Genomic DNA, 18,722 nt, shown 5'->3' with positions numbered 1-18,722 from the left:
ACGAATGTGTACGGTGGGTACTATAAGCGAGTAGCAAATATTTTTACACTCACATCATCTGATACCTTCATCCATCAGATCCTGTGGCTGCGGAAGCTCTGCCTCAGCCTCTTTTTCATTCTTATCCGCAAACTTCAGAAAATAAACATATATCTCAACCACTGCGCTGAAAAGTTCCTGGGGTATCTCTGCCCCGAGCTTCAGCTGGGTAAGGAGAGATGCCAGAGAATCGTCTTCATAAACCGGAACCCCCGCCTTCATGGCAGTCTCGGTTATCTTCTCCGCAGTATACCCCATTCCGGAAGCCACTATGACGGGAGCTCCGTTTTTATCGGGATCATACTTTAGAGCAGCTGCTTTTTTCTTTCTTATAGAATCAGACTGCGACATTTATACCCTTCTCCTTTTCTTTTATTTCAGGAAATACCTCATCAACCCTATGACTTCTGGTGAGGACTCCAAGTTCCATATTGCTTACATTAAATCCGTTTTTCTTCAATATATCCTGTATATTTCTGGATATATTTTCAGGAGGTTCTTTTAATGTAGGCGGAATATATACCTGCATATTCACATTTCCGTTATCTACCATGGAAATAAGCTCAAAATTTCCCACATTCTGAATGCTGAATTTAATGAATATCTTCTGCTTCTTTGCCGCATCCGGCTTGTCACGTTCTGCATCCGGATCAACCCACATCTCGGACATGACATTTTTATCCTGATACCTGAAAGGAATCAGCATGTGAAGAAGAGGCATATATACGCTTTCATTCATCAGAAGGTGATTAAGCACCTGATAGTATCTTTCCACATTTTCAGATCCTGCACTTCCCTCAGTGCCTTTCTGGATAAGCTTTGTAAGCATCTCGGGGAATTTTGTAGCCCTTTCCGATTGAGGTCTCAATTCTTCCATGGCCTTTTCCAAAGCCTTTTCCGGATCTCCCTTGAAAAGCATCCGGAAATCCCCATTCTTCATAAGCTTTGAAAACAACTGCCTGACGCCTTCTTCTTTGCCGTCTTCATACTTCACCGCATATAAAGAAAAGAGAACACTGGCTGTTCTGACAGCACCATAATTATGGGTTCTTGAAACATATCCGGATAAGAACGGAATGATAAGCTTATTTATGACTTCTGTGTTTTTTTCGGTATCTCCCGGAGGTGCGCTGAGATCCAACTGGTCCATCAGTTTTTCAAAGCCATCCCGCTGGGAAGGAAGCAGCAGACTCTCGATATCATCTCCGAGAGACGCCAATTGATTTAGCAGATGCTCACTAGATGCATAATTGTTATATGATTTTATAAAATCAAGAATGGTTTCTCTGAAAGCAGGTGATATCTCATGGTTGAGAATATTTCGTAATCCGTCGAAAAGCTCACCTGAAAATTTCACTTGGGCCTGCTGCTGTGACTCTATAAAGTTCATCAGCTCCTCGGGGTCCTTTGCTTCTATCTCTGCGAACAGTTCATTTAACAGACCCTGCAGTTCCGTATCCCCCAGGGTCTGAAGGGCAACTCCGTCAGTAAACAGAAGCTCTTCCATTTCTATCGGAAGCTGCATGCCTTCATGCATCCTCTGAATGAATCCGGTATAATTTGATTCAAAATTTACGTTGCCGTTTTCACTTTCAGCGCCTATCTGCCCGCTATAATCGCCGGCAGGAGAAGGCTCGACCTTTCCCGGAGTCACAATCTGCGGGTTTTGGCCTATATGTGGATGAATTCCCGGTGTATTGGTTACCTGCTGGTTGTTTAATGAGGTATTCTGCACCTGCAAAATATTAGGCATATATTTTATCTCCCAACTGTATGAGACCTGATATATCAGTGCCTCATTACATATTTTTAATTTTCTTTTTATAAATAAATCACGATTCTCATTCTTCTAATGATATTATATCGTCATATCCAACTTGAACTATTAGAAAATTTGTAAATTTCCCCTTATATTTTTTTCTTTTTTTGCCGTAAGATATCTGCAATTTAAATTTTTTATAGCATTATTCATTTCTTGATGTTATATTACCAAGGCAAAGGACGATATTATGTTTAAATCAAAACCAGATGCACAGTTTTTTAATGGAATTATTTTTAAATAGGAGTTATTTTTTTGAAGCCGTCGCCGATATTATAAGCAGACGGAACTCATTAATTTAATTGTGCGTTTATGCAAGGAGGCATTTTATGGACGTCAATTTACGTACAACTCTGATTGGAAAAGTGGGCTATTCCGGTCAGGACAAGAAAATCAAAAAAGACAGATCCTCTTCCGCATCATCCGCATCTTATGTGAGTAGTTATGATAAAGCATCTTTTTCAGCTACCGACTCAGTCAGCAATGAAAGTTTCGCATCCATGCTCGCATCAAAAACTGCTTCTTCCATGAAGTCAGGTGTAAGTGACGCAAGAGTTGCAGAACTTAAAGCGCAGGTTCAGTCCGGCACATACAATGTGGATTCTACCAGGATAGCGGAGCGTATGTTGGGATACAGGGGATGATCCCGCAAAAGGAGACATTATGTCAGACTCTGCAGTATTTAACGATTTTACAGAGGTGCTAGCATCTCAGGCAACAGTTGTAAACAGACTTATCAAGCTGGAGCGTGATTTCACCGTTTCCGCATCCGAAGACGATCCTTCGAAGCTGGAATCTTTGGTGAAGGAAGCCCAGCCGGATCTTTTGAATTTTCGTGGTCTTGAGAAGAAACGTATTAAACTTGCCGAACAGCTTGGATGGAAGGGATTAAAGTTTTCTCAGATCCTCAGCAAGGCATCCGAAGATCAAAAGCTCGTTTTAAATCCTCTTTTCGAGGAACTCAGGATCGCTCTCTATAGTCTCAAAGAAGCACAGGAAACGGCAGACCGTATCATGAGGGTTCGGCTTCATGATGTGGAAACAGTCATATCCCGTCAGCCTGTGCCGAAACTTTTCCAGGATACGCTGGCCTGATTTTACCCTTTAAATCTTCATCATTTCAGAAAGCGGTCGTACTGTTGTATGTACGACCGCTATTTTTCTATATTTTTTACCCCGATTAACTAATGTTTCTAAAAAATCCGCCGATATTAGATACAGAAATACGATGATTATATTTAGTTTTCTTTCTATATAGGAGGTATATATGGTTCGCGCAACATTCGCTGGTTTTCAGACAGCCCTGACATCGCTGCAGGCGAACTCAAAAAAACTTGATGTAACTTCTCAAAACCTTGCAAACATGAATGTTGAGGGTTACACAAGACAGCAGTTAAAGACTTCCAGCGTAAACTATGAAAATCCCGTTTCATTCTATATGAATGAAAACGATGTAAATGTTGGTTTTGGTGTGTCCATGGACGAAGTTCTGCAGATTCGTGACAAGTTTTTGGATATACAGTACAGAGATCAGAACACTGCAACAAATTATAATACCGCTATAGAAGAGTCACTGAATTCACTTTCCAGATTCATGGACGAAACAACTCATGATGGTCTGAGAGCATCTCTTGATGCCATACAGACAGCTCTCACCACCATGCAGGACACCTCCAAGGTTCAGGATCCTGTTTATGAAGGGCAGCTTCAGTCTGATATGAACGCCACAGCAGTTCTTTTAAACTCTGCCGCAAGACAGATAAAAACTGCGGAAGATAATGAATTTGAAAAACTTTACGGTAAAGGCACATCAGGCAACGGTGCCGTAGAGACCATCAATACTCTGCTCAGTGAAATTGGTGATTTGAATAATAAAATCAAACATAATCAGCTTATAGGCAACCCTGCTCTGGAGCTTCAAGACGAAAGAAACCTGAAGATCGATGAACTGTCAAAATACATTCCCATAACCGTTGAGTATTACTCAGAAGAGTATACAGTTGCCGGAGAGACAAATCCCCGTTACCGCATCTATACCTATGATGCTAACGGAAATCCATGCGGAAGGGCTGACTGGCCTGAAGATCTTCGTATAACTCTGAATTTCACAAAAAAGGATGGGACACAAGACAGTATCATTTTAGTCAACGGCACATACAAAGATGCTAACGGTCTGAATTACGGTTCCGTAGATTTACTGAAAGATAAAACTAAAGTTCCGTCGGAGCCTTATTATTCCAAATGGTCCGATACAACAAATACTTCAACAAATCCTTTGGACACTCAGCTCGTTTTTACATCTGCCGGGACGAAAAAAGATGGCACTAAAACAACTCCAACTGATGTCATCACTGCAAACAGCCAATCTGATTCATCAAGTGGACATATCACTTTCTCCGGAGGATCTGTTCAGGCAGGTCTTGATATGCTTGCAAAGTCTGATCCATCAAAAACCGCCACCACTGGTCTAAAGCAGGGAATCTACTATGGTTTCGACTACTATATGGATCAGCTTGATAATCTGGCTCAAACTCTTGCGGATGAGATGAACACCTACAACCATATGGGTAATACCTGGAACTATCCTTATGAGCCGGAAGAGACAGCAAAGGCAAACTCTACAACTGCGATAAAAGCCAATGGAACTACGGATCATATTCTGCTTGTTAACAGAAGCGATCAGACCGGCAATGACATCAATGCAGAAAACATTTCTCTCAGCAAAAAATGGGTAAACGGAGAAACAAAGATAGGTCTCAGAGGTTCTGATTCCAATCTTACCATACTCAATATGATCAACTCGTTCACCCAGCCTCATTCAGAGCTTAAGGATAAGACCTTTGCCAACTACATGAACAGTCTTTCAACAAGACTTGCAAACGACCAGGAAAGCAACAAGGATTCCCTTGATACCAACACAAACGTGCTTAACAGCATCACCAGTGCGAAGGATCAGCTGTCTGGTGTCAGCCTTGATGAAGAAGCCGCCAATATGATGATCTATGTATCATCATACAATGCGGCAGCAAAAATCATGACTGCCTTTGACGAAACTCTGCAGACGCTACTTGGTTTGGTCTGATAGGCAGAAAGGAGATAAATCATGCGTGTCACATCTTCTACCTTTTATAAGGATTACGCAAGATCCGTTCAGGATCTTAAATCAAAATATAACAGAAGCATGGAGCAGGTCTCAACCGGAAGAAAATTCGAGACCATGGGAGAGAGTCCTCTTGACTACTATGCGGGCAAGAAAATCGACAACCTGTATACTGATGCTGTCACCAAGGATACCATGATAAAAGACGTTATGAATCGTCTTGAACAGCAGGAAGCATCTTCCCGTTCCATGTATGAGCAGATGGGTGTACTTAATGTAAAATACGAGCAGATAGCATCTGCTTCTTTCCAGGGCCTTGAAAGCACTGTTGATACTATGAATACCCTTATGAGAACTACTCAGCAGACCATGGCACAGGATTTAAATGCCAGCTATGAAGGCTATTATGTAATGGGCGGAAATGATGCTACCACCGTTCCTTTCACTATGTCTGATGACGGCATGACTCTGACTTATCATCATAAGTTCCCAGGAGATGACAGTGAAACTACCATGATTATGTCCTACGATCCAACATCTAAGTCCTATGCCTATTGCGGAACAGACGCTTCAGGGGCAGCTATGGACGAAGACGAGACCCTAAAGTGTATAGTGACTGCCATGAGAGAACAGGGGCGTATGTCTCTCGGCTACGGAGATATCACAAACATCTCTACTCTTCCGGATACTTATTACGGTGGACTTAACATGGTGACCGGTATCACCTCTGAAAAACTCAGAGCTCAGGATCCCGTCGGTTCTACTACCCCGAATTTCACAGATAATATAGCTACCTTTAAGGAAGCTATGAACCGATCTGTGTTTGCCTTAAACTCACAGGTTATTCATGCTACAAATTCCTATCTTAATTCCTTTTCAGATTTAAATGATTACTACTCTACTACGTACAATTCAATAAGCACCACACCTGCAACGTATACTTCAAACTCGTTGACTGATCGTTCAACGGGAAATACAGCCACATATGGTTCAAAATTGGGAGACCTTGGTTTCACAGATACAGCTTTAAGTAAGATGAACATTAATGGTACTCCTGTCAGTGGCCTTACAATCGATTCCACAGTCTCGGCTTTAAAGTCTGCCATTAACAGCAGCGCTGCCGGAGTGACAGCTTCTTTTGACGGAACTTCCGGTACATTCACTTTTACGTCAAAAACATCCGGTTCAGATTCTAATGTAACGCTTGACAGTACTACTTCTGGAATTATGGGAGGCTCTACAGTTCCCGGAACATATACTACAAATTCTTCAAAAGTCAAAACTGTTTATTCCTCCGATGAACTGAATGAAGATGTTACATATGTAATCGAAAAATGGGATCATGCTATGCAGGATGTAAGTAACACATTCAGGCGCATAGGTGTCACCTACGCTTCTCTTGAAGAAGTACAGTCCAGACTACAGACTGCTCAGGACAGCTATCAAAAAGAATATAACGATCATATGGCCATAGATACCTATGATGCCATTGTTAAGATGTATCAGAATCAGTTCTCCTACAATGCTGCCATGCAGGTAGGATCAAAGATCATGCAGAATTCTTTATTCGATTTTGTACGTTGAAAGTGATAATTTTACGAAAAATATAGTAATTATTAATTTTATAAGATATACTTAATGGAGGTTGTCATTCATGTTGACATTAGATACCAAAGACTATGGCACAATTGAGTACGAAGAGTCCGATCTTATACATTTTACAGACGGGCTGTTTGGTTTTAATGATTTAAAGTATTTCATCCCTCTCGTTCTCGATGAAAATGAGGATAATACGATTCTCATGCTTCAGTCCATCGAAAACACTGACGTTGCTTTTGTTATCATCAACCCGTTTTCGCTGGATCCGGACTATAATCCGGTTCTGAGTCCAGAAGAGCTTTCGTATCTTGGTGTCAAATCAGAGGATGATCTTTCATATTATGTGATTTGTGTTCTTCGAACCAATCATCTCGAAAACACTGTTAATATGAAAGCACCTGTTGTAATAAATCCTGATAAGCGTATCGGTATGCAGGTCATACTCAATCAATCCGAGTATGAGTTCAGAAAGAAATTAAGTTCTTTCACTACCGGTCAGGAAGGTGCCCCTCAAGAGACACCAGACGCTTAACAGTCGGTAGGACCGATAAGATTAAGTATAGGGTAGGTGATCAGATGCTGATATTAAGACGAAAAAAAAATGAAAGTATACTTATTGGAGACAATATCAGAATAACTGTTGTAGAAAGTGCTTCTGATGGCGTAAGACTTGCCATAGATGCTCCTAAACAGATTTCCATTCTCCGTGAAGAGCTTTCTATCGCAGAACAGGAAAACAAGAGTGCTACATCACCTCATCCTACTGCAATTACAGGTTTGCAGGATTCACTAAAGCAAATCACCTTAAAGAAGCATAAGGCTGCTGATTCATCTGAATCATCAGACAAAGATGAAAAAAACGAGAACAATTAATACTTGTTTTATATGATAATTAAAACCCTTCGCCGTCTTAGGCGAAGGGTTTTTGATTAAAAAATTTACAGGAATAACTCCCTTAGATATACGGTTTACAAATTTGATTATCAGGAAATATTATGTATCTTCCTTTTCCTCAACCTCTTCTATGGTTGGGAAATGCCATTTACGAACTCCAACCGAATTATGATTTTCATCCTGTGCCACAATTATATCCGGTTCCAAAGACTCTTTTGATGTTCTTAATGGTTCTGAGTCATTCTCCTCGTTTTCCTTAGTAAAACCGTATTCTATATTTCCGGAATCAGTATATTGTGAAGTGATAGTAACCTTGTCAGAAGTTCTGTTTTTGTCATTTGACATAAGATTGTTGAACAGAGAAACATCCATACCTGAAAGTGTATCTCCTCCTAATGAAGCTGGAACCTTTTCCTGTGAAGATGTATCACTATCTTCACTTATTGCCTCATTTTCATCCTCCCGCTTAAATCCAGGCATAGATACTGATTCCAGCTTAGGGAACTCCCAGAGACCGATTTCTGTTTCGGCATTCTCATCGATTCTGAAATCATCTTCTGTGACATTCTCATCGGCACTTGCCTTGATCTCTTCTTCAAGCTTAGACCTCTGCTGTTCTTCCGCAAGAACTGAATCGTAAATCTTTCCTGTTCTGTTACCATTTTCTATAGATACAGCAACATCTCCCATGCCATCGTTTTCCAAAGCTCTGGTAGTCTTTGTCTCTCTTGGAAGATACGATATATCTCCGGACTTCTTCTTTCCTGAAGCTTTAGCTTTATCATCATTCTTATCTCTTCCGGAATCAAACTGAACTTTAAGAGAAGCCTTAATCATACGAATGCCTCTGAAAATCCAGTATAACGGAAGCAGAAACGGAAATTTTTCCAATGAAGGATATAAAGAGATCATGTACTTGTACTCAGGGAATACCCAAAGTATCTGCTGCTTAACTCTCTTCCAGTATTCATCTCTCTGCTTTTTCCTGAGCTCCTTCTCCTCTTCACGTTTCTCTTTTTCAAGTTCCTTCTGGATTTCATTTCTCAGAGAATTGGCCTGAGGCACCATCTCAGTACCTATGACTCCACTGGTAAGTATACGGCTTTCCACACCGTCGTAAACCTCTCCGTCCTCTATGGCAAGATCCAGGATATCGTCTGCCTTGGATCCAAACCACATGGCTGCAATATGAATCATGCACTGAACCAGCACATCAATTTTGAACTCTTTAAATCTGGTCCAGATAAAATTCTGATTCATCTTGCCCTTGAACTGATGGTAAAACAGGAAAACATCCAGCAATTTACGCACTGTAAGAGCATTTTCACAATAGTTATAACAGACCTCTGCCATGCGAAATACGAAACTGGACTCAAGGGAAAAGGTGTGCATGGAATTGAAGGTTCTGTCAATATATGCTCTCTCCATGAGGGATGTCATGCACTTCTGATAGTTCTTCGTAATAAATGGGAGCTTATAGTATATCTCTACCATAAATCCGTTTCCCGCCCGCATATGCTCACCGAACTTTGGATAAAAATGATCAGTCAGATATCCAAGATCCACAAGAAATCCCTTAGCAAGACTATAATCCTTCTCACTGAGTAAAAGCCTCAGAGGGCTGTTGCTTGCACTCTCAGGGATCCTGTAAAGACGCCTCGTGGCAGATGATTCAAGAACAGTTGCTGTTATTTTATGCATGTTAAGCAGTGTGAGGATCTCAAGCTCGGAATTCTCGTAGCTTGAGGAATACATCAGACTCTCCTGGTAACGTTCAAAAAATCTCTCCCCCCACTTTTGCGGCACATGCTCTGAAGCTCCAAGCATACCCAGATAAATAACATTGGCAATCTTATGATAATCAGCAAGACGAAACAGTCTCTCCCAATCCATCTTCATGGATTTTTTTGGAATCTCCTTTTGTTTGATAACTGCCCCAACAAGATTTATCAGATATCTGCCTTCAAAAACTGTACGATTCATCCCCATCCTCCCGTAAAAGCATATTTATTATGCTTTTATAGTCGTTACCATTTATTATGAATAACTTTATTATAACACAAGAGAACCACAGGGATATACTCTCTGTGATTCTCTGTTTTTTAAATGTATACCATTATCTTTATCATCATGTCCCGGTCATTCAATTAGTGTTGTATTAGTCCTTATAGAAAGACTGATCCCTTGTAAGGCGTTTATTCAACATTTTATCCTGCTTCTGAAGAACTTCTACCAAAGCCTTTGTTTTCAGTCTTATCTCCCGGACCAGTTTTTCATCGTCTGTTTCAGGCGCGATATCATCAGGTTCCGTATATATAAGTCTATGTGCAGTAAATGCAGCTTTAGGCCCCGCCTCTCCGAGAAGCCGAATCTGTTCTGTGGCATGCTCAACTTTTCGTATAGCATCCCCGCGCTCTTCAAGGATCACTTCAGCAGTATATCCATCATTCCCGGATATGGCTTCCGAAAGCTTATCTGTAATATCCTTCACATCTTTTATAAAGCTATACCTTCTTTGAAATAATATAGCTAAATCAGCAACATTTAAAACATCTTCCATATGTGCTCCCGGAATATGGCTAATCAGCCTACTATACTTGCCTCATGAACCTCATGTGTATCCTGAACCTGTTGGCTTGCCCCGTCAAATCCATCTCTCAGATTCTGAATGATTTCTATAAGCTTGGGTATCTCATCTGGCATACGTTTACCGGCTGCTCTGACCTTTGAAAGATCAAATATGATATAATCATACAGCCTTCTCAGATCCTTACTGACAGGTATCGACATATCAAGAGTCTGAATAAGATATCTTATTATCTTAAGTGATTTTCCTATAAACTCCTCGAACATAGTCATGTCGCCATCTTCAAGAGCTATTTGAGCCTTTCTGAGATCCTTCATACACTCGTCGTACAAAAGAATCAAAAGCTCCACTGGAGACATGGAAAAAACTGTATCCTCTTTATATTTTTCATAAATCATGAATGACACCTTCTCTTTGTATTTTAGTAGTTATCTTCGATTACTATATGTTATATCGACAGAAAACTTAATATGATAAGCTGGACAAGTAACTTGCCTGAGTATTCATCTTGTTTATGAGTGTTTCAAGATTTGAGAACTGCTTGATATATCTGTCCTCCTCTGTCTTCAATTTATCTTTCCATTTCTCCAGTTCATCATTATAACCTTTTATCTTGTCATAAATTTCATTTTTATTCTTAGTGGCTACAAGCTTTTCGGAACCTGCAACTTCTATAAGTCTTCCATATGAATTGCCATTTCTTGATGCATATCTTGTTGCATACGGAGTTAACTGATTATTAATAATCTGACCAAACCCTTTTTTTTCTTCTGTTCCGCACATGATATCTTCAACCTTTTGCGCATCAGTTTCCATAGCTTTACGGAACTTATCTTCATCAAATGTAAGCTGTCCTCCGTCTACATGATCAGAACTTATTGTGATACCTATACTTTCAAGATCGTCATAACTGATTCCACCTGCAACTATATCATTCATCATGCCATGAAGCTCAAAAGCAAAGTCTCTCATTTCATTATCGTTATAAAGGATTCCTTCCTTTGCTTTTTTCGTCCACTTTTCGATTTCCTTTTCGGTCATCTCATCTTCCTGCTCTTCAGTAAGAGGATCATAACCGCTTGTAGGTCTCGTTGTTACATGAGTATTGACCTCATCGACCATCTTGTTATAAGCTTCGATAAATGCTTTAACTCGTTCTGTGGCTTTATCAACATTGGCAGTCGCCGTAAAACTCACACTGGCTGATGCATCGTAGGATACTTTACCATCTTCACCTACACTTATATCTCCAAAGGTTCCGCTTGCTTTAACTGAAAGGCCGTCAACATTGAAGGTGTTTGTATGGCTCTTTATGGCAACAGGCTCTGAACCGCCGTAGCTTACATACATTACAGCATCTTTACCGGCTGTGAACTGGGATTCTTCTCCTCCAAACAGCTCTTTTGCCGTATCATTTAACTCGACTGCGCTTTCCTCACCGGTATCCTTGTCAAAAAACATGAACTTTCCGGTACTCTCTACATAAGTCGCCTTTACTCCTGCATCGCTGTTATTGATAGCATTTACAAGGTCATTTACAGTAGACTCACCGGTCACTTCAAAAGTTTTACCGTTGATAGTCATGGAAGAAAGCTTATCGTCGGTAAACCCGGTAATGCTGCTGAGTTTTGTAGACTTTGATGCGGTATTACCCTCACTGTCAGTCATCTTTTGTGATGTAAAGTAAGCAGATGACGCAAGCTGACTTACACCCTTTACTGAAACATAATCAAGAACGTTAGAATAACCGGATGCAGAAACAAGAGCCGCTGAGGCACTGTTTCCATTTGCTGTAACAACCGACTTTGAGTAAAGACCATTATGTACTATGCTGGTCTTTCCGGAATAGCTCAGATACTCATCTTCCATATCAATCATCTGATCGGTAACGCTTCTGTACGCCTCCTGACGCCATTCCTGTTTTGTGATATTCTGCTGTGTCTTTGTTATCTTATTGTTTGTGTTGAGTGTTAACTGCTCTATCAAAGCATCTCGGTCAAGTCCGGATGCAAGTCCTCCAAAACCTTTTAAGGAGGTATTTCCCAATGCGCTCGTTGATGAGCTGCTGCTTGATGATACGTTCATATGATGCTCCTTCATTATAATACAGAGACCTTCCATGGCCTATTTACACTATGTCCTACCTTTCTTATCGGCACAAAACTGAAATAAATAAACTAAATAACAAAAAAACACTATCGAAATAATAAATACTATCCCGATAGTGCTGACATTATATAAATATCACTAATTATTGTATACGGTCGTTTCCGTGATGAGGATGCTCCTTTACATCTCTTATAGCCCTCATTATGGAAGAAAGGATGTCCATTTTATAGTTGTCATGATAAAAGCTTATACGTGCATTTGTAGACTTTTTATACATAACAACATACTTGGCCGGAAGATGAGACAGAGTAGCTGCAAGTACATCCGCCTGACAGCGCTCACAGGTGCAGCAGGACATATTCTGCATATACTCCAGGATATTCTCACTCTTCAGACATTCCTGCATTATGTTTACGATATGGAAACCTTCCTGTATCTTGGCTTCTCCGAAAACACTCTCCTCCAGATGCTTCTGGATGGCATCAGACAGAACATTGCTTTCCTCTGCAGACTCAACTCTTATGGCCCTTCTCTTATCCTGAACCACCTCGTTTCGAAGTTCGATATTGTCTATACCATAGGCATGTGCATTTCCATATTTTGAACCAACCACCTTTTTTGACTTCTTCTGGTTTTTCACATATTTTTCTTCCTGCATATCTTCAGCTTCCGGCTCGTCATGATCTTCATCTGTCCCTCTTCCGAGCATGACACTGATGGCTTCCAAATCTTCCTTCTTTACAGATTCCGACGCCTCTTTCAGTCCCTTCCTGATGGTGGCGGCGATGTTCTCCGCAAAATCCGCAGCATCACCCGCTGTGTCAAACATATCTTTACGATCATTATTCTCTTCCATTGATTCTATACCCATTATCCTTTTTCACTGAACAGTGCGATCTCTTCCTCTGATGGATACATATCTACCTGTTCGTCCACTGTACTCTCATTAAGGTCATGATATACTGCAAAGATTCCGGAACCCGTGCTGTTTCTTCTGTAAATAAGCGATGAATTCCATTCCTCAGGATCCGCCTTATCATTATTTATGTAGTAAATCACATCACCGTATTCATTATAACCGAAATGATAATGCTCCACATCCTGAAAATAATATTCCTCTCTGGGGAGTCTCTGGAAATCAAAATCGTTGATATCACGTGAAATGATAAGCCACGCATCTCCATAGTTCTCTTCACGTCTCAGTACCGCAGTTTCATCAGAAGTGAAATCAAGCTCCATTAATGCATAAAACTCTTCTTCCTCCGGATTCCAAAGCTGGATATCCAGAACCTGTGCTGCGTCAGATTCCTTATTAATGACTATAAAGTCCTTATATCCGTCACCATTCAGATCATATAATGTAAAAGCAGCATTTGACGCGTTTAACGTGCTAAGATAGGCCGTCTGTTCCGATGAGACGGTTACTTTCCTGTTCAATGCCGAAATAACCTTTTTCAGGTTCTTTTTAGCACTTTTTCTCCACTCGTCAAAGGATTCAAGTTCCGTACCGTCAGGTCCCACAAACTTATCTTTGCTGGCAGTATAGGAATTTTTCTTTTTTATCCCGTCAAGACCAACGTAGTACTTTTCTCCAGTAGATTTATCACTAACCCACTTATCGGTAGACATGAGACCTTTGCTTCCGATGTAATATTCATTACCGCCATCGGTTATCCACTCATTCTCAACCGGATCGTCGTATGTATAGTAATAGTACCATTTACCGTCTTTAAACAGCCAGTTGTTTGCATATCCTTTTACTTGGATTATCAATATAAATAACAGGCTAATGACAGCTCCTGCAGTAAATCTCGCATCCCGGCTTTTTGCTCTCATCATGAAGGCGCCCCTCCTTTTATCAGTTAAAGGCAGGCATACCATGCCTGCCTTTAACTACCTGAGAATTTACATTCCCTTAAAATTCGATTTTCTTTGTTCCTCATATCGTCCGATAAGAGTATCCATGATATGTACGAGATGACCGATCTCAGGCTTGGAAAGCTGTTCATCAGCGCCAAGCTCCTTGCCCTTGGCACGCATCTGCTCATCGATAAGAGATGAGAAGATAACTACAGGGAGATGACGAAGATGAGGATCCGATTTGATAAGCTTCGTTAATCTGTGACCGTCCATCATAGGCATCTCAAGGTCCGTGATGACCATGCTGACCTTCTCATAAACATGCGGGTCATCCTTTATTCCATCAAGATAATTCCAGCATTCCTGTCCGTTATTGAACATGCTTATATCAGTGAAACCTGCTCTCTGAAGAGAATCAAGAATCATCTTCTGGAGAAGAACAGAATCCTCAGCGATAACAACTGGAGCCTGGTTGATAGGTCTGTCACCCATCTCATCAATTTCGGATACCTGAATCGTTGTTTCCGGAGAGATCTCTGCTACGATCTTCTCGAAATCCAGAACTGTTACCAGCTGGTCATCGCACTGTGCGATACCTGTTGCTACAGACTCATCACCTGACCCAAGGGTCTTGTCAGGCTTCTGAATGCTCTTCCATGAAATACGGCTGATACCCTCGATGCTGTCAACTCTGAAAGCAACCATCATCTTATTAAAACCGGTGATGATGAAGAGGTCTCTGTCTCCGTAGTCCTTACGCTCTCCCGTAAGATACTGCCCGAGATTTATAACTGTAATAAGAACATCTCTTGGTTTGAAAAAGCCTTCAACAGCAGGATGGGAATGTGGCATCGGCTTTACTTTTTCGGTCATCATGATCTCAACTACCTTGGCAACGTTGATACCATAGTACTCATTCATGACCTTGAACTTCATGATCTCAATTTCATTTGTACCGGACTCAAGCAGAATTCCGTCCTTTTTATTGTTCTTCAATTCAGGTTTCCTCCTAACGGGTAAAAATTATAAATGTTTCTCCGGATGACCAAAGGTTTTTATCACGACGTCACCTGTTGCCACATCCAGGCTCATAGTTCTAGCGTAATTTGCGCCGCAATCCTCTGCGCGTATATGGAATCCTTCTCTCTGCAGTATCTGTCGTACAGTCTGCGCGTTCCTCTCTCCAATATTACCAAAACTGGCATTACCGCTGATCTCGAACATCTTGGCTCCACCTGCAATCTTAACGATGGCTCTGCTTTTGACCATCCCAAAGGCTGTCAGCTTACGAATAGTCTCTGCAAGACCGGTATCTGCATATTTCAGTAAATTAGCATCATCTTTGTTTTGTCGTATAGGAAGCATGATATGAAGCAATGCTCCTAATTTCAAAACAGGATCATAAAAGGCTATTCCTATACACGAGCCAAGCGCATAGGTGATTATCTCACCCTGTCCGCGTGTCAGCTTCATGTCGCCGATCCCGACTTTCAGTTGTCTATCCATAAATTATGAAACCCCTAACTTTTCCAATATACGATTCAGGGATGCAATATCCGGCAGCATAAGCAGCCAGTCATTGTATGTCTTACCGTCCATAACAAAGTCTGCATTACAGTACATAAGCTTATCTGTCTCATATCCGTATTCGGCTATAGGCACCGTAAGGATAGCTCCAAGCATATTCACAGCAGCACTGGGAACCGAAAGTGAGATATTCATATCCACAAGTTCCGTAAATGCATTGACATAAGAACAGATGATAATGTTGCCAATCTCTGTCAGGGCCGAATGTGCCATGGCATCCATCTGCTCGAAACCCGCATAGGAAATGCCCATCATCTTGTCAAAAATGGTATTAGCGAACTCAAGATTAAAAAGGAACAGCATCAGACCGTTTATATCGCCGTCCATCTTAACAAGTGTTGCACCGACGATCTGTTCTATATCTCCTCCGATGGCCTCTATGGCTTCATCATAACCAAGTATCTTTACCTGCGGAATAGTAATACGGACTTCTTTCTGGAGCATCTGTGACAGCGATGTTGCTGCATGCCCCGTTCCGATACTTCCAATCTCCCTCATGACATCCAGATCCTGAAGGTTCATCTCACTATAGTCTTTTATCCTCATTACCCATTCCCCACTTTATATTTATCTTAAACTGTTGATAGTCGATTCTATCTCATCAGATGTTGTAACCATCTTTAATGCATACTGAAAAGCTCTCTGACTCTCTATGACCTTTGTCATTTCCTTTGCAAGATCCGTACCTGAACTTTCCAAAGCCCCCTGCTGAATATGCGGAGTCTTTATAAGAGCTGCCGTGTTCTGAGTATCACCCTCCTGCACGATAAACTCATTGTCTCCTTTACTTAATAATCGGCTGGGATGCGGAAAAGTATAAACTCCAATCGTAGGTTTTTCTTCCTTTTCTTCAGTATTTGTCTCGGTATTTTCCTCTTCATTCTCATCTTTTTCCACAAGTGTTTTAAGATCAAGAACCGATGCCTTCAGCTTCTGTCCATTCTGATCGAGAACATATTTGCCTGCCTCAGTCATAAGATAAAATTCGCCATCCGGCATAAGGCCACTGTGAAAATGACCGTTTCTTGTATATGTAATAGAGTCATCTCCGGGATCCTGGAGCATGAAGAAAGCATTGTCATCCATAAGGGCATAATCCGATTCCATATTGGTGATATTGAGACCGGATAACTTGAAATTCATATTGGTCTGATGCACTACTGCACCTGCCCCTGCCTGAAGCTCTGTAACAGCCTCTCTGGAGTCATTTATATTATAATTTATAAGTTCTCTGAATGGCGCACTTTTTGCCTTAAATCCCGTAGTATTTATATTTGCTAAATTGTTGGAAGTGATAGCCAGCTTCTTGGTGAAATTGTCGGCACCTACCGCCCCTGTCCAAAATGACATATTCATATCCAATCCTCCAAAACATCAGCACGATTAGTTCAAAAAAAGCTTTTTATTAAAGTTTTCCTACATCTGAAGAAGCTTTTGCCATAACCGTGTCATACATCTTAAGCATCTGAGCAGCTCCCTGAAGGGCTCTTTGGGAAGAAATCATCAAGGTCATCTCATCCACCAGATCCACATTGGCTTTTTCAAGCATGGTCCACATAAGCTGGGTACCGTTTGCACCGTTTACAACAGTAGCTGCCTGATTGGTGGAGTAAAGCCCGTTATCCTCTTTATGAAGCTGTGTAAGATCCTGAAAATCCACAAGCTTTATCTGTCCGTAGGACTCCGGCTGAGTGGCTGTTTCTGTCGTGGTTTCTGCTGTGTTATCTCCCGGCTTTCCGGTTTCAAGCGCAGCCGCAGAAGTATTCACCAGGATATTTCCCGCTGAATCAACAGTAAAGTTTTCCGTCGGAATCTGAATAGGCTGATCGTCGGAGCCCAGCACTCTTCCGAGACCGTTCAGTTCCAGATACCCCTCACTGTCAACTGAAAAGGAACCATCTCTCGTATATCTGGTTCCGGCAGTCGTCTGTATGGAGAACCAGCCGTTCCCGCCTATTGCAAAATCATAGATATCATCAGTCTGCTCAAAGGCACCCTGATCATAATTTGTATAGGTCTGCTCCGCAGTCACTATCTTTGATGTAGTTGTAAGATCTGAAGGATTGTCTTTATTGTATTTTCCTGTGCGGACAAGCATCTCCTCCTGAAACGTCTTTTGGGTCATAGTGTCTTTTTTATAACCTGCCGTCTGTACATTGACCATGTTGTTGCTGACAACATTCAATCTTCTCTGCTGTGTCAGCATACCGGATGTCAGATTGTAAAATCCCTGATACATAATACTCCTGTCCGGGCAACACCCTTTAAATTCCGCACTTAATTTTTTAAATAGCGGATGTCAAAAAACTTGATTCAGAGTTATGACATCTTTGCCATGTAATTCTTCAGCTTCTCAATTGCTATAGAGTGAAGCTGAGACACTCTTGGCTGACTAATATTCATAACCTCTGCAATCTGGTTCATATTTAATTCGTCAACATAGTACAAAGATATAACCTTTTTCTCACTATCTTTTAAAGAATCGATGGCTCTGGCCAAGGTTGCTACTGTTTCGCCCTGCAAGAAACTTCCCTCCGGTTGTGTATTTAAATCGTCCGACGCTACCTGGAACAGCGTCTCATCATTATCATCATAGGTCATGTCCAGTGAAAGGACATTGACCATGGTCCGCATACGATCAACTTTTTTGATCTTCTTAACATCCATTTTGTAATACTTGGAAATCTCCTCATCACTGGGAGAATGTCCCAGCTTTCTCTGAAGCTCGTCCCTTGCATCCTCGATGTTCTTGCGGTCCCTGTGATAATTTCTGGGCATCCAGTCATTCTTTCGTATCAGATCTATGACCATGCCTCTTATACGTCTGGAGATGAATGTCTCGAACTTGTTATCCTTCTCCACATCATAACGGTCGATGGCCTTCATGATCTCAATTACGCCTTCATTGATGATATCTTCAGGCTGCATCGTATCGTTATAAACATCCCTCATCTGATACGCTACACTTTTAACTATGTAAATGTAGCGCATGGTAAGTTCCTGTTTAACACTATTGTCCCTTGTTCTCTTGTAGATCAAAAACAAATCTTCATTGCTTCTTGTTTCGAGATCTTCAACCTGCTCCCTATAAATTGTATCCATCATAAAACTCATCCCCTCTAACTATT

Annotated in this window: 20 protein-coding genes; 6 read left to right on the top strand and 14 right to left on the bottom strand. The window is 41.1% G+C overall.

The window, feature by feature from the left end; genetic code table 11:
* Positions 1-54: 54 nt before the first annotated feature.
* Entirely contained in the window at positions 55-390 is a 336-nt protein-coding gene (locus T515_RS06330; RefSeq protein WP_036608897.1) for an EscU/YscU/HrcU family type III secretion system export apparatus switch protein, read from the bottom strand.
* Complete coding sequence (locus T515_RS06325) at positions 377-1,792, bottom strand: hypothetical protein (RefSeq protein ID WP_036608895.1); 1,416 nt, start codon at positions 1,790-1,792, stop codon at positions 377-379. Before T515_RS06325 ends, T515_RS06330 begins: the two co-directional genes overlap by 14 nt.
* Positions 1,793-2,187: 395 nt before the next feature.
* Between T515_RS06325 and flgM the strand changes: the two genes are divergently transcribed.
* The 6 genes from flgM to T515_RS06295 all read left to right on the top strand — a co-directional run bounded on the left by flgM (position 2,188) and on the right by T515_RS06295 (position 7,430).
* Positions 2,188-2,502, top strand: coding sequence for a flagellar biosynthesis anti-sigma factor FlgM (gene flgM / locus T515_RS16500; RefSeq protein ID WP_051671508.1), 315 nt, complete (start codon positions 2,188-2,190; stop codon positions 2,500-2,502).
* 19 nt (positions 2,503-2,521) lie between these two features.
* A complete protein-coding gene (locus T515_RS06315; protein ID WP_036608893.1) occupies positions 2,522-2,953 on the top strand; it encodes a hypothetical protein in 432 nt (143 codons plus the stop codon).
* A 172-nt stretch (positions 2,954-3,125) separates the two neighbouring features.
* Positions 3,126-4,940, top strand: a complete 1,815-nt coding sequence (locus tag T515_RS06310) for a flagellar hook-associated protein FlgK (RefSeq protein WP_036608891.1) — start codon at positions 3,126-3,128, stop codon at positions 4,938-4,940.
* A 21-nt stretch (positions 4,941-4,961) separates the two neighbouring features.
* Positions 4,962-6,542, top strand: a complete 1,581-nt coding sequence (locus T515_RS16495) for a flagellin hook IN motif-containing protein (protein WP_051671507.1) — start codon at positions 4,962-4,964, stop codon at positions 6,540-6,542.
* A 70-nt stretch (positions 6,543-6,612) separates the two neighbouring features.
* Positions 6,613-7,089, top strand: a complete 477-nt coding sequence (fliW, locus tag T515_RS06300) for a flagellar assembly protein FliW (RefSeq protein WP_242839340.1) — start codon at positions 6,613-6,615, stop codon at positions 7,087-7,089.
* A gap of 44 nt (positions 7,090-7,133) precedes the next feature.
* The gene (locus T515_RS06295) at positions 7,134-7,430 is read left to right on the top strand and encodes a carbon storage regulator (RefSeq protein WP_036608889.1); all 297 of its coding nucleotides are present in this window, start codon (positions 7,134-7,136) and stop codon (positions 7,428-7,430) included.
* A 120-nt stretch (positions 7,431-7,550) separates the two neighbouring features.
* Here T515_RS06295 and T515_RS16490 read toward each other — a convergent pair whose 3' ends face one another.
* The 12 genes from T515_RS16490 to T515_RS06235 form a co-directional block, all read right to left on the bottom strand.
* Positions 7,551-9,434, bottom strand: a complete 1,884-nt coding sequence (locus tag T515_RS16490; RefSeq protein WP_051671506.1) for a nucleotidyltransferase family protein — start codon at positions 9,432-9,434, stop codon at positions 7,551-7,553.
* A gap of 175 nt (positions 9,435-9,609) precedes the next feature.
* Positions 9,610-10,011: a hypothetical protein gene (locus T515_RS06285; RefSeq protein WP_036608887.1), complete on the bottom strand. Its 402-nt coding sequence runs from the start codon at positions 10,009-10,011 to the stop codon at positions 9,610-9,612.
* A gap of 23 nt (positions 10,012-10,034) precedes the next feature.
* A complete protein-coding gene (locus T515_RS06280) occupies positions 10,035-10,436 on the bottom strand; it encodes a flagellar export chaperone FliS (RefSeq protein WP_036608885.1) in 402 nt (133 codons plus the stop codon).
* 67 nt (positions 10,437-10,503) lie between these two features.
* The gene (fliD, locus tag T515_RS06275; protein ID WP_051671505.1) at positions 10,504-12,123 is read right to left on the bottom strand and encodes a flagellar filament capping protein FliD; all 1,620 of its coding nucleotides are present in this window, start codon (positions 12,121-12,123) and stop codon (positions 10,504-10,506) included.
* A 166-nt stretch (positions 12,124-12,289) separates the two neighbouring features.
* Positions 12,290-13,018: a late competence development ComFB family protein gene (locus T515_RS16485; RefSeq protein ID WP_051671504.1), complete on the bottom strand. Its 729-nt coding sequence runs from the start codon at positions 13,016-13,018 to the stop codon at positions 12,290-12,292.
* Entirely contained in the window at positions 13,018-13,986 is a 969-nt protein-coding gene (locus tag T515_RS06265; RefSeq protein WP_036608883.1) for a hypothetical protein, read from the bottom strand. The genes T515_RS16485 and T515_RS06265 overlap by 1 nt, the downstream gene beginning before the upstream one ends.
* 66 nt (positions 13,987-14,052) lie before the next feature.
* Positions 14,053-14,943 (bottom strand): chemotaxis protein, encoded by an 891-nt coding sequence (locus T515_RS06260; RefSeq protein ID WP_081832700.1) that lies wholly within the window; start codon positions 14,941-14,943, stop codon positions 14,053-14,055.
* Positions 14,944-15,030: 87 nt separating this feature from the next.
* Positions 15,031-15,513 (bottom strand): chemotaxis protein CheD, encoded by a 483-nt coding sequence (locus T515_RS06255; RefSeq protein ID WP_036608879.1) that lies wholly within the window; start codon positions 15,511-15,513, stop codon positions 15,031-15,033.
* 3 nt (positions 15,514-15,516) lie between these two features.
* Positions 15,517-16,140: a chemotaxis protein CheC gene (locus T515_RS06250; RefSeq protein WP_036608877.1), complete on the bottom strand. Its 624-nt coding sequence runs from the start codon at positions 16,138-16,140 to the stop codon at positions 15,517-15,519.
* Between the two features lie 21 nt (positions 16,141-16,161).
* Positions 16,162-16,950, bottom strand: coding sequence for a flagellar hook-basal body protein (locus T515_RS06245; RefSeq protein WP_036608875.1), 789 nt, complete (start codon positions 16,948-16,950; stop codon positions 16,162-16,164).
* Between the two features lie 49 nt (positions 16,951-16,999).
* Positions 17,000-17,833, bottom strand: a complete 834-nt coding sequence (locus T515_RS06240; RefSeq protein ID WP_036608873.1) for a flagellar hook-basal body protein — start codon at positions 17,831-17,833, stop codon at positions 17,000-17,002.
* Positions 17,834-17,913: 80 nt separating this feature from the next.
* Positions 17,914-18,699, bottom strand: coding sequence for a sigma-70 family RNA polymerase sigma factor (locus tag T515_RS06235; RefSeq protein WP_155988298.1), 786 nt, complete (start codon positions 18,697-18,699; stop codon positions 17,914-17,916).
* Positions 18,700-18,722 lie beyond the last annotated feature (23 nt).

The sequence above is a fragment of the Oribacterium sp. P6A1 genome, from assembly GCF_000702885.1.
Taxonomy (GTDB): Bacteria; Bacillota; Clostridia; order Lachnospirales; family Lachnospiraceae; genus Oribacterium.
Note: the sequence above shows the minus strand (reverse complement) of the source record. Positions and strands in the feature narration are given on the sequence as shown.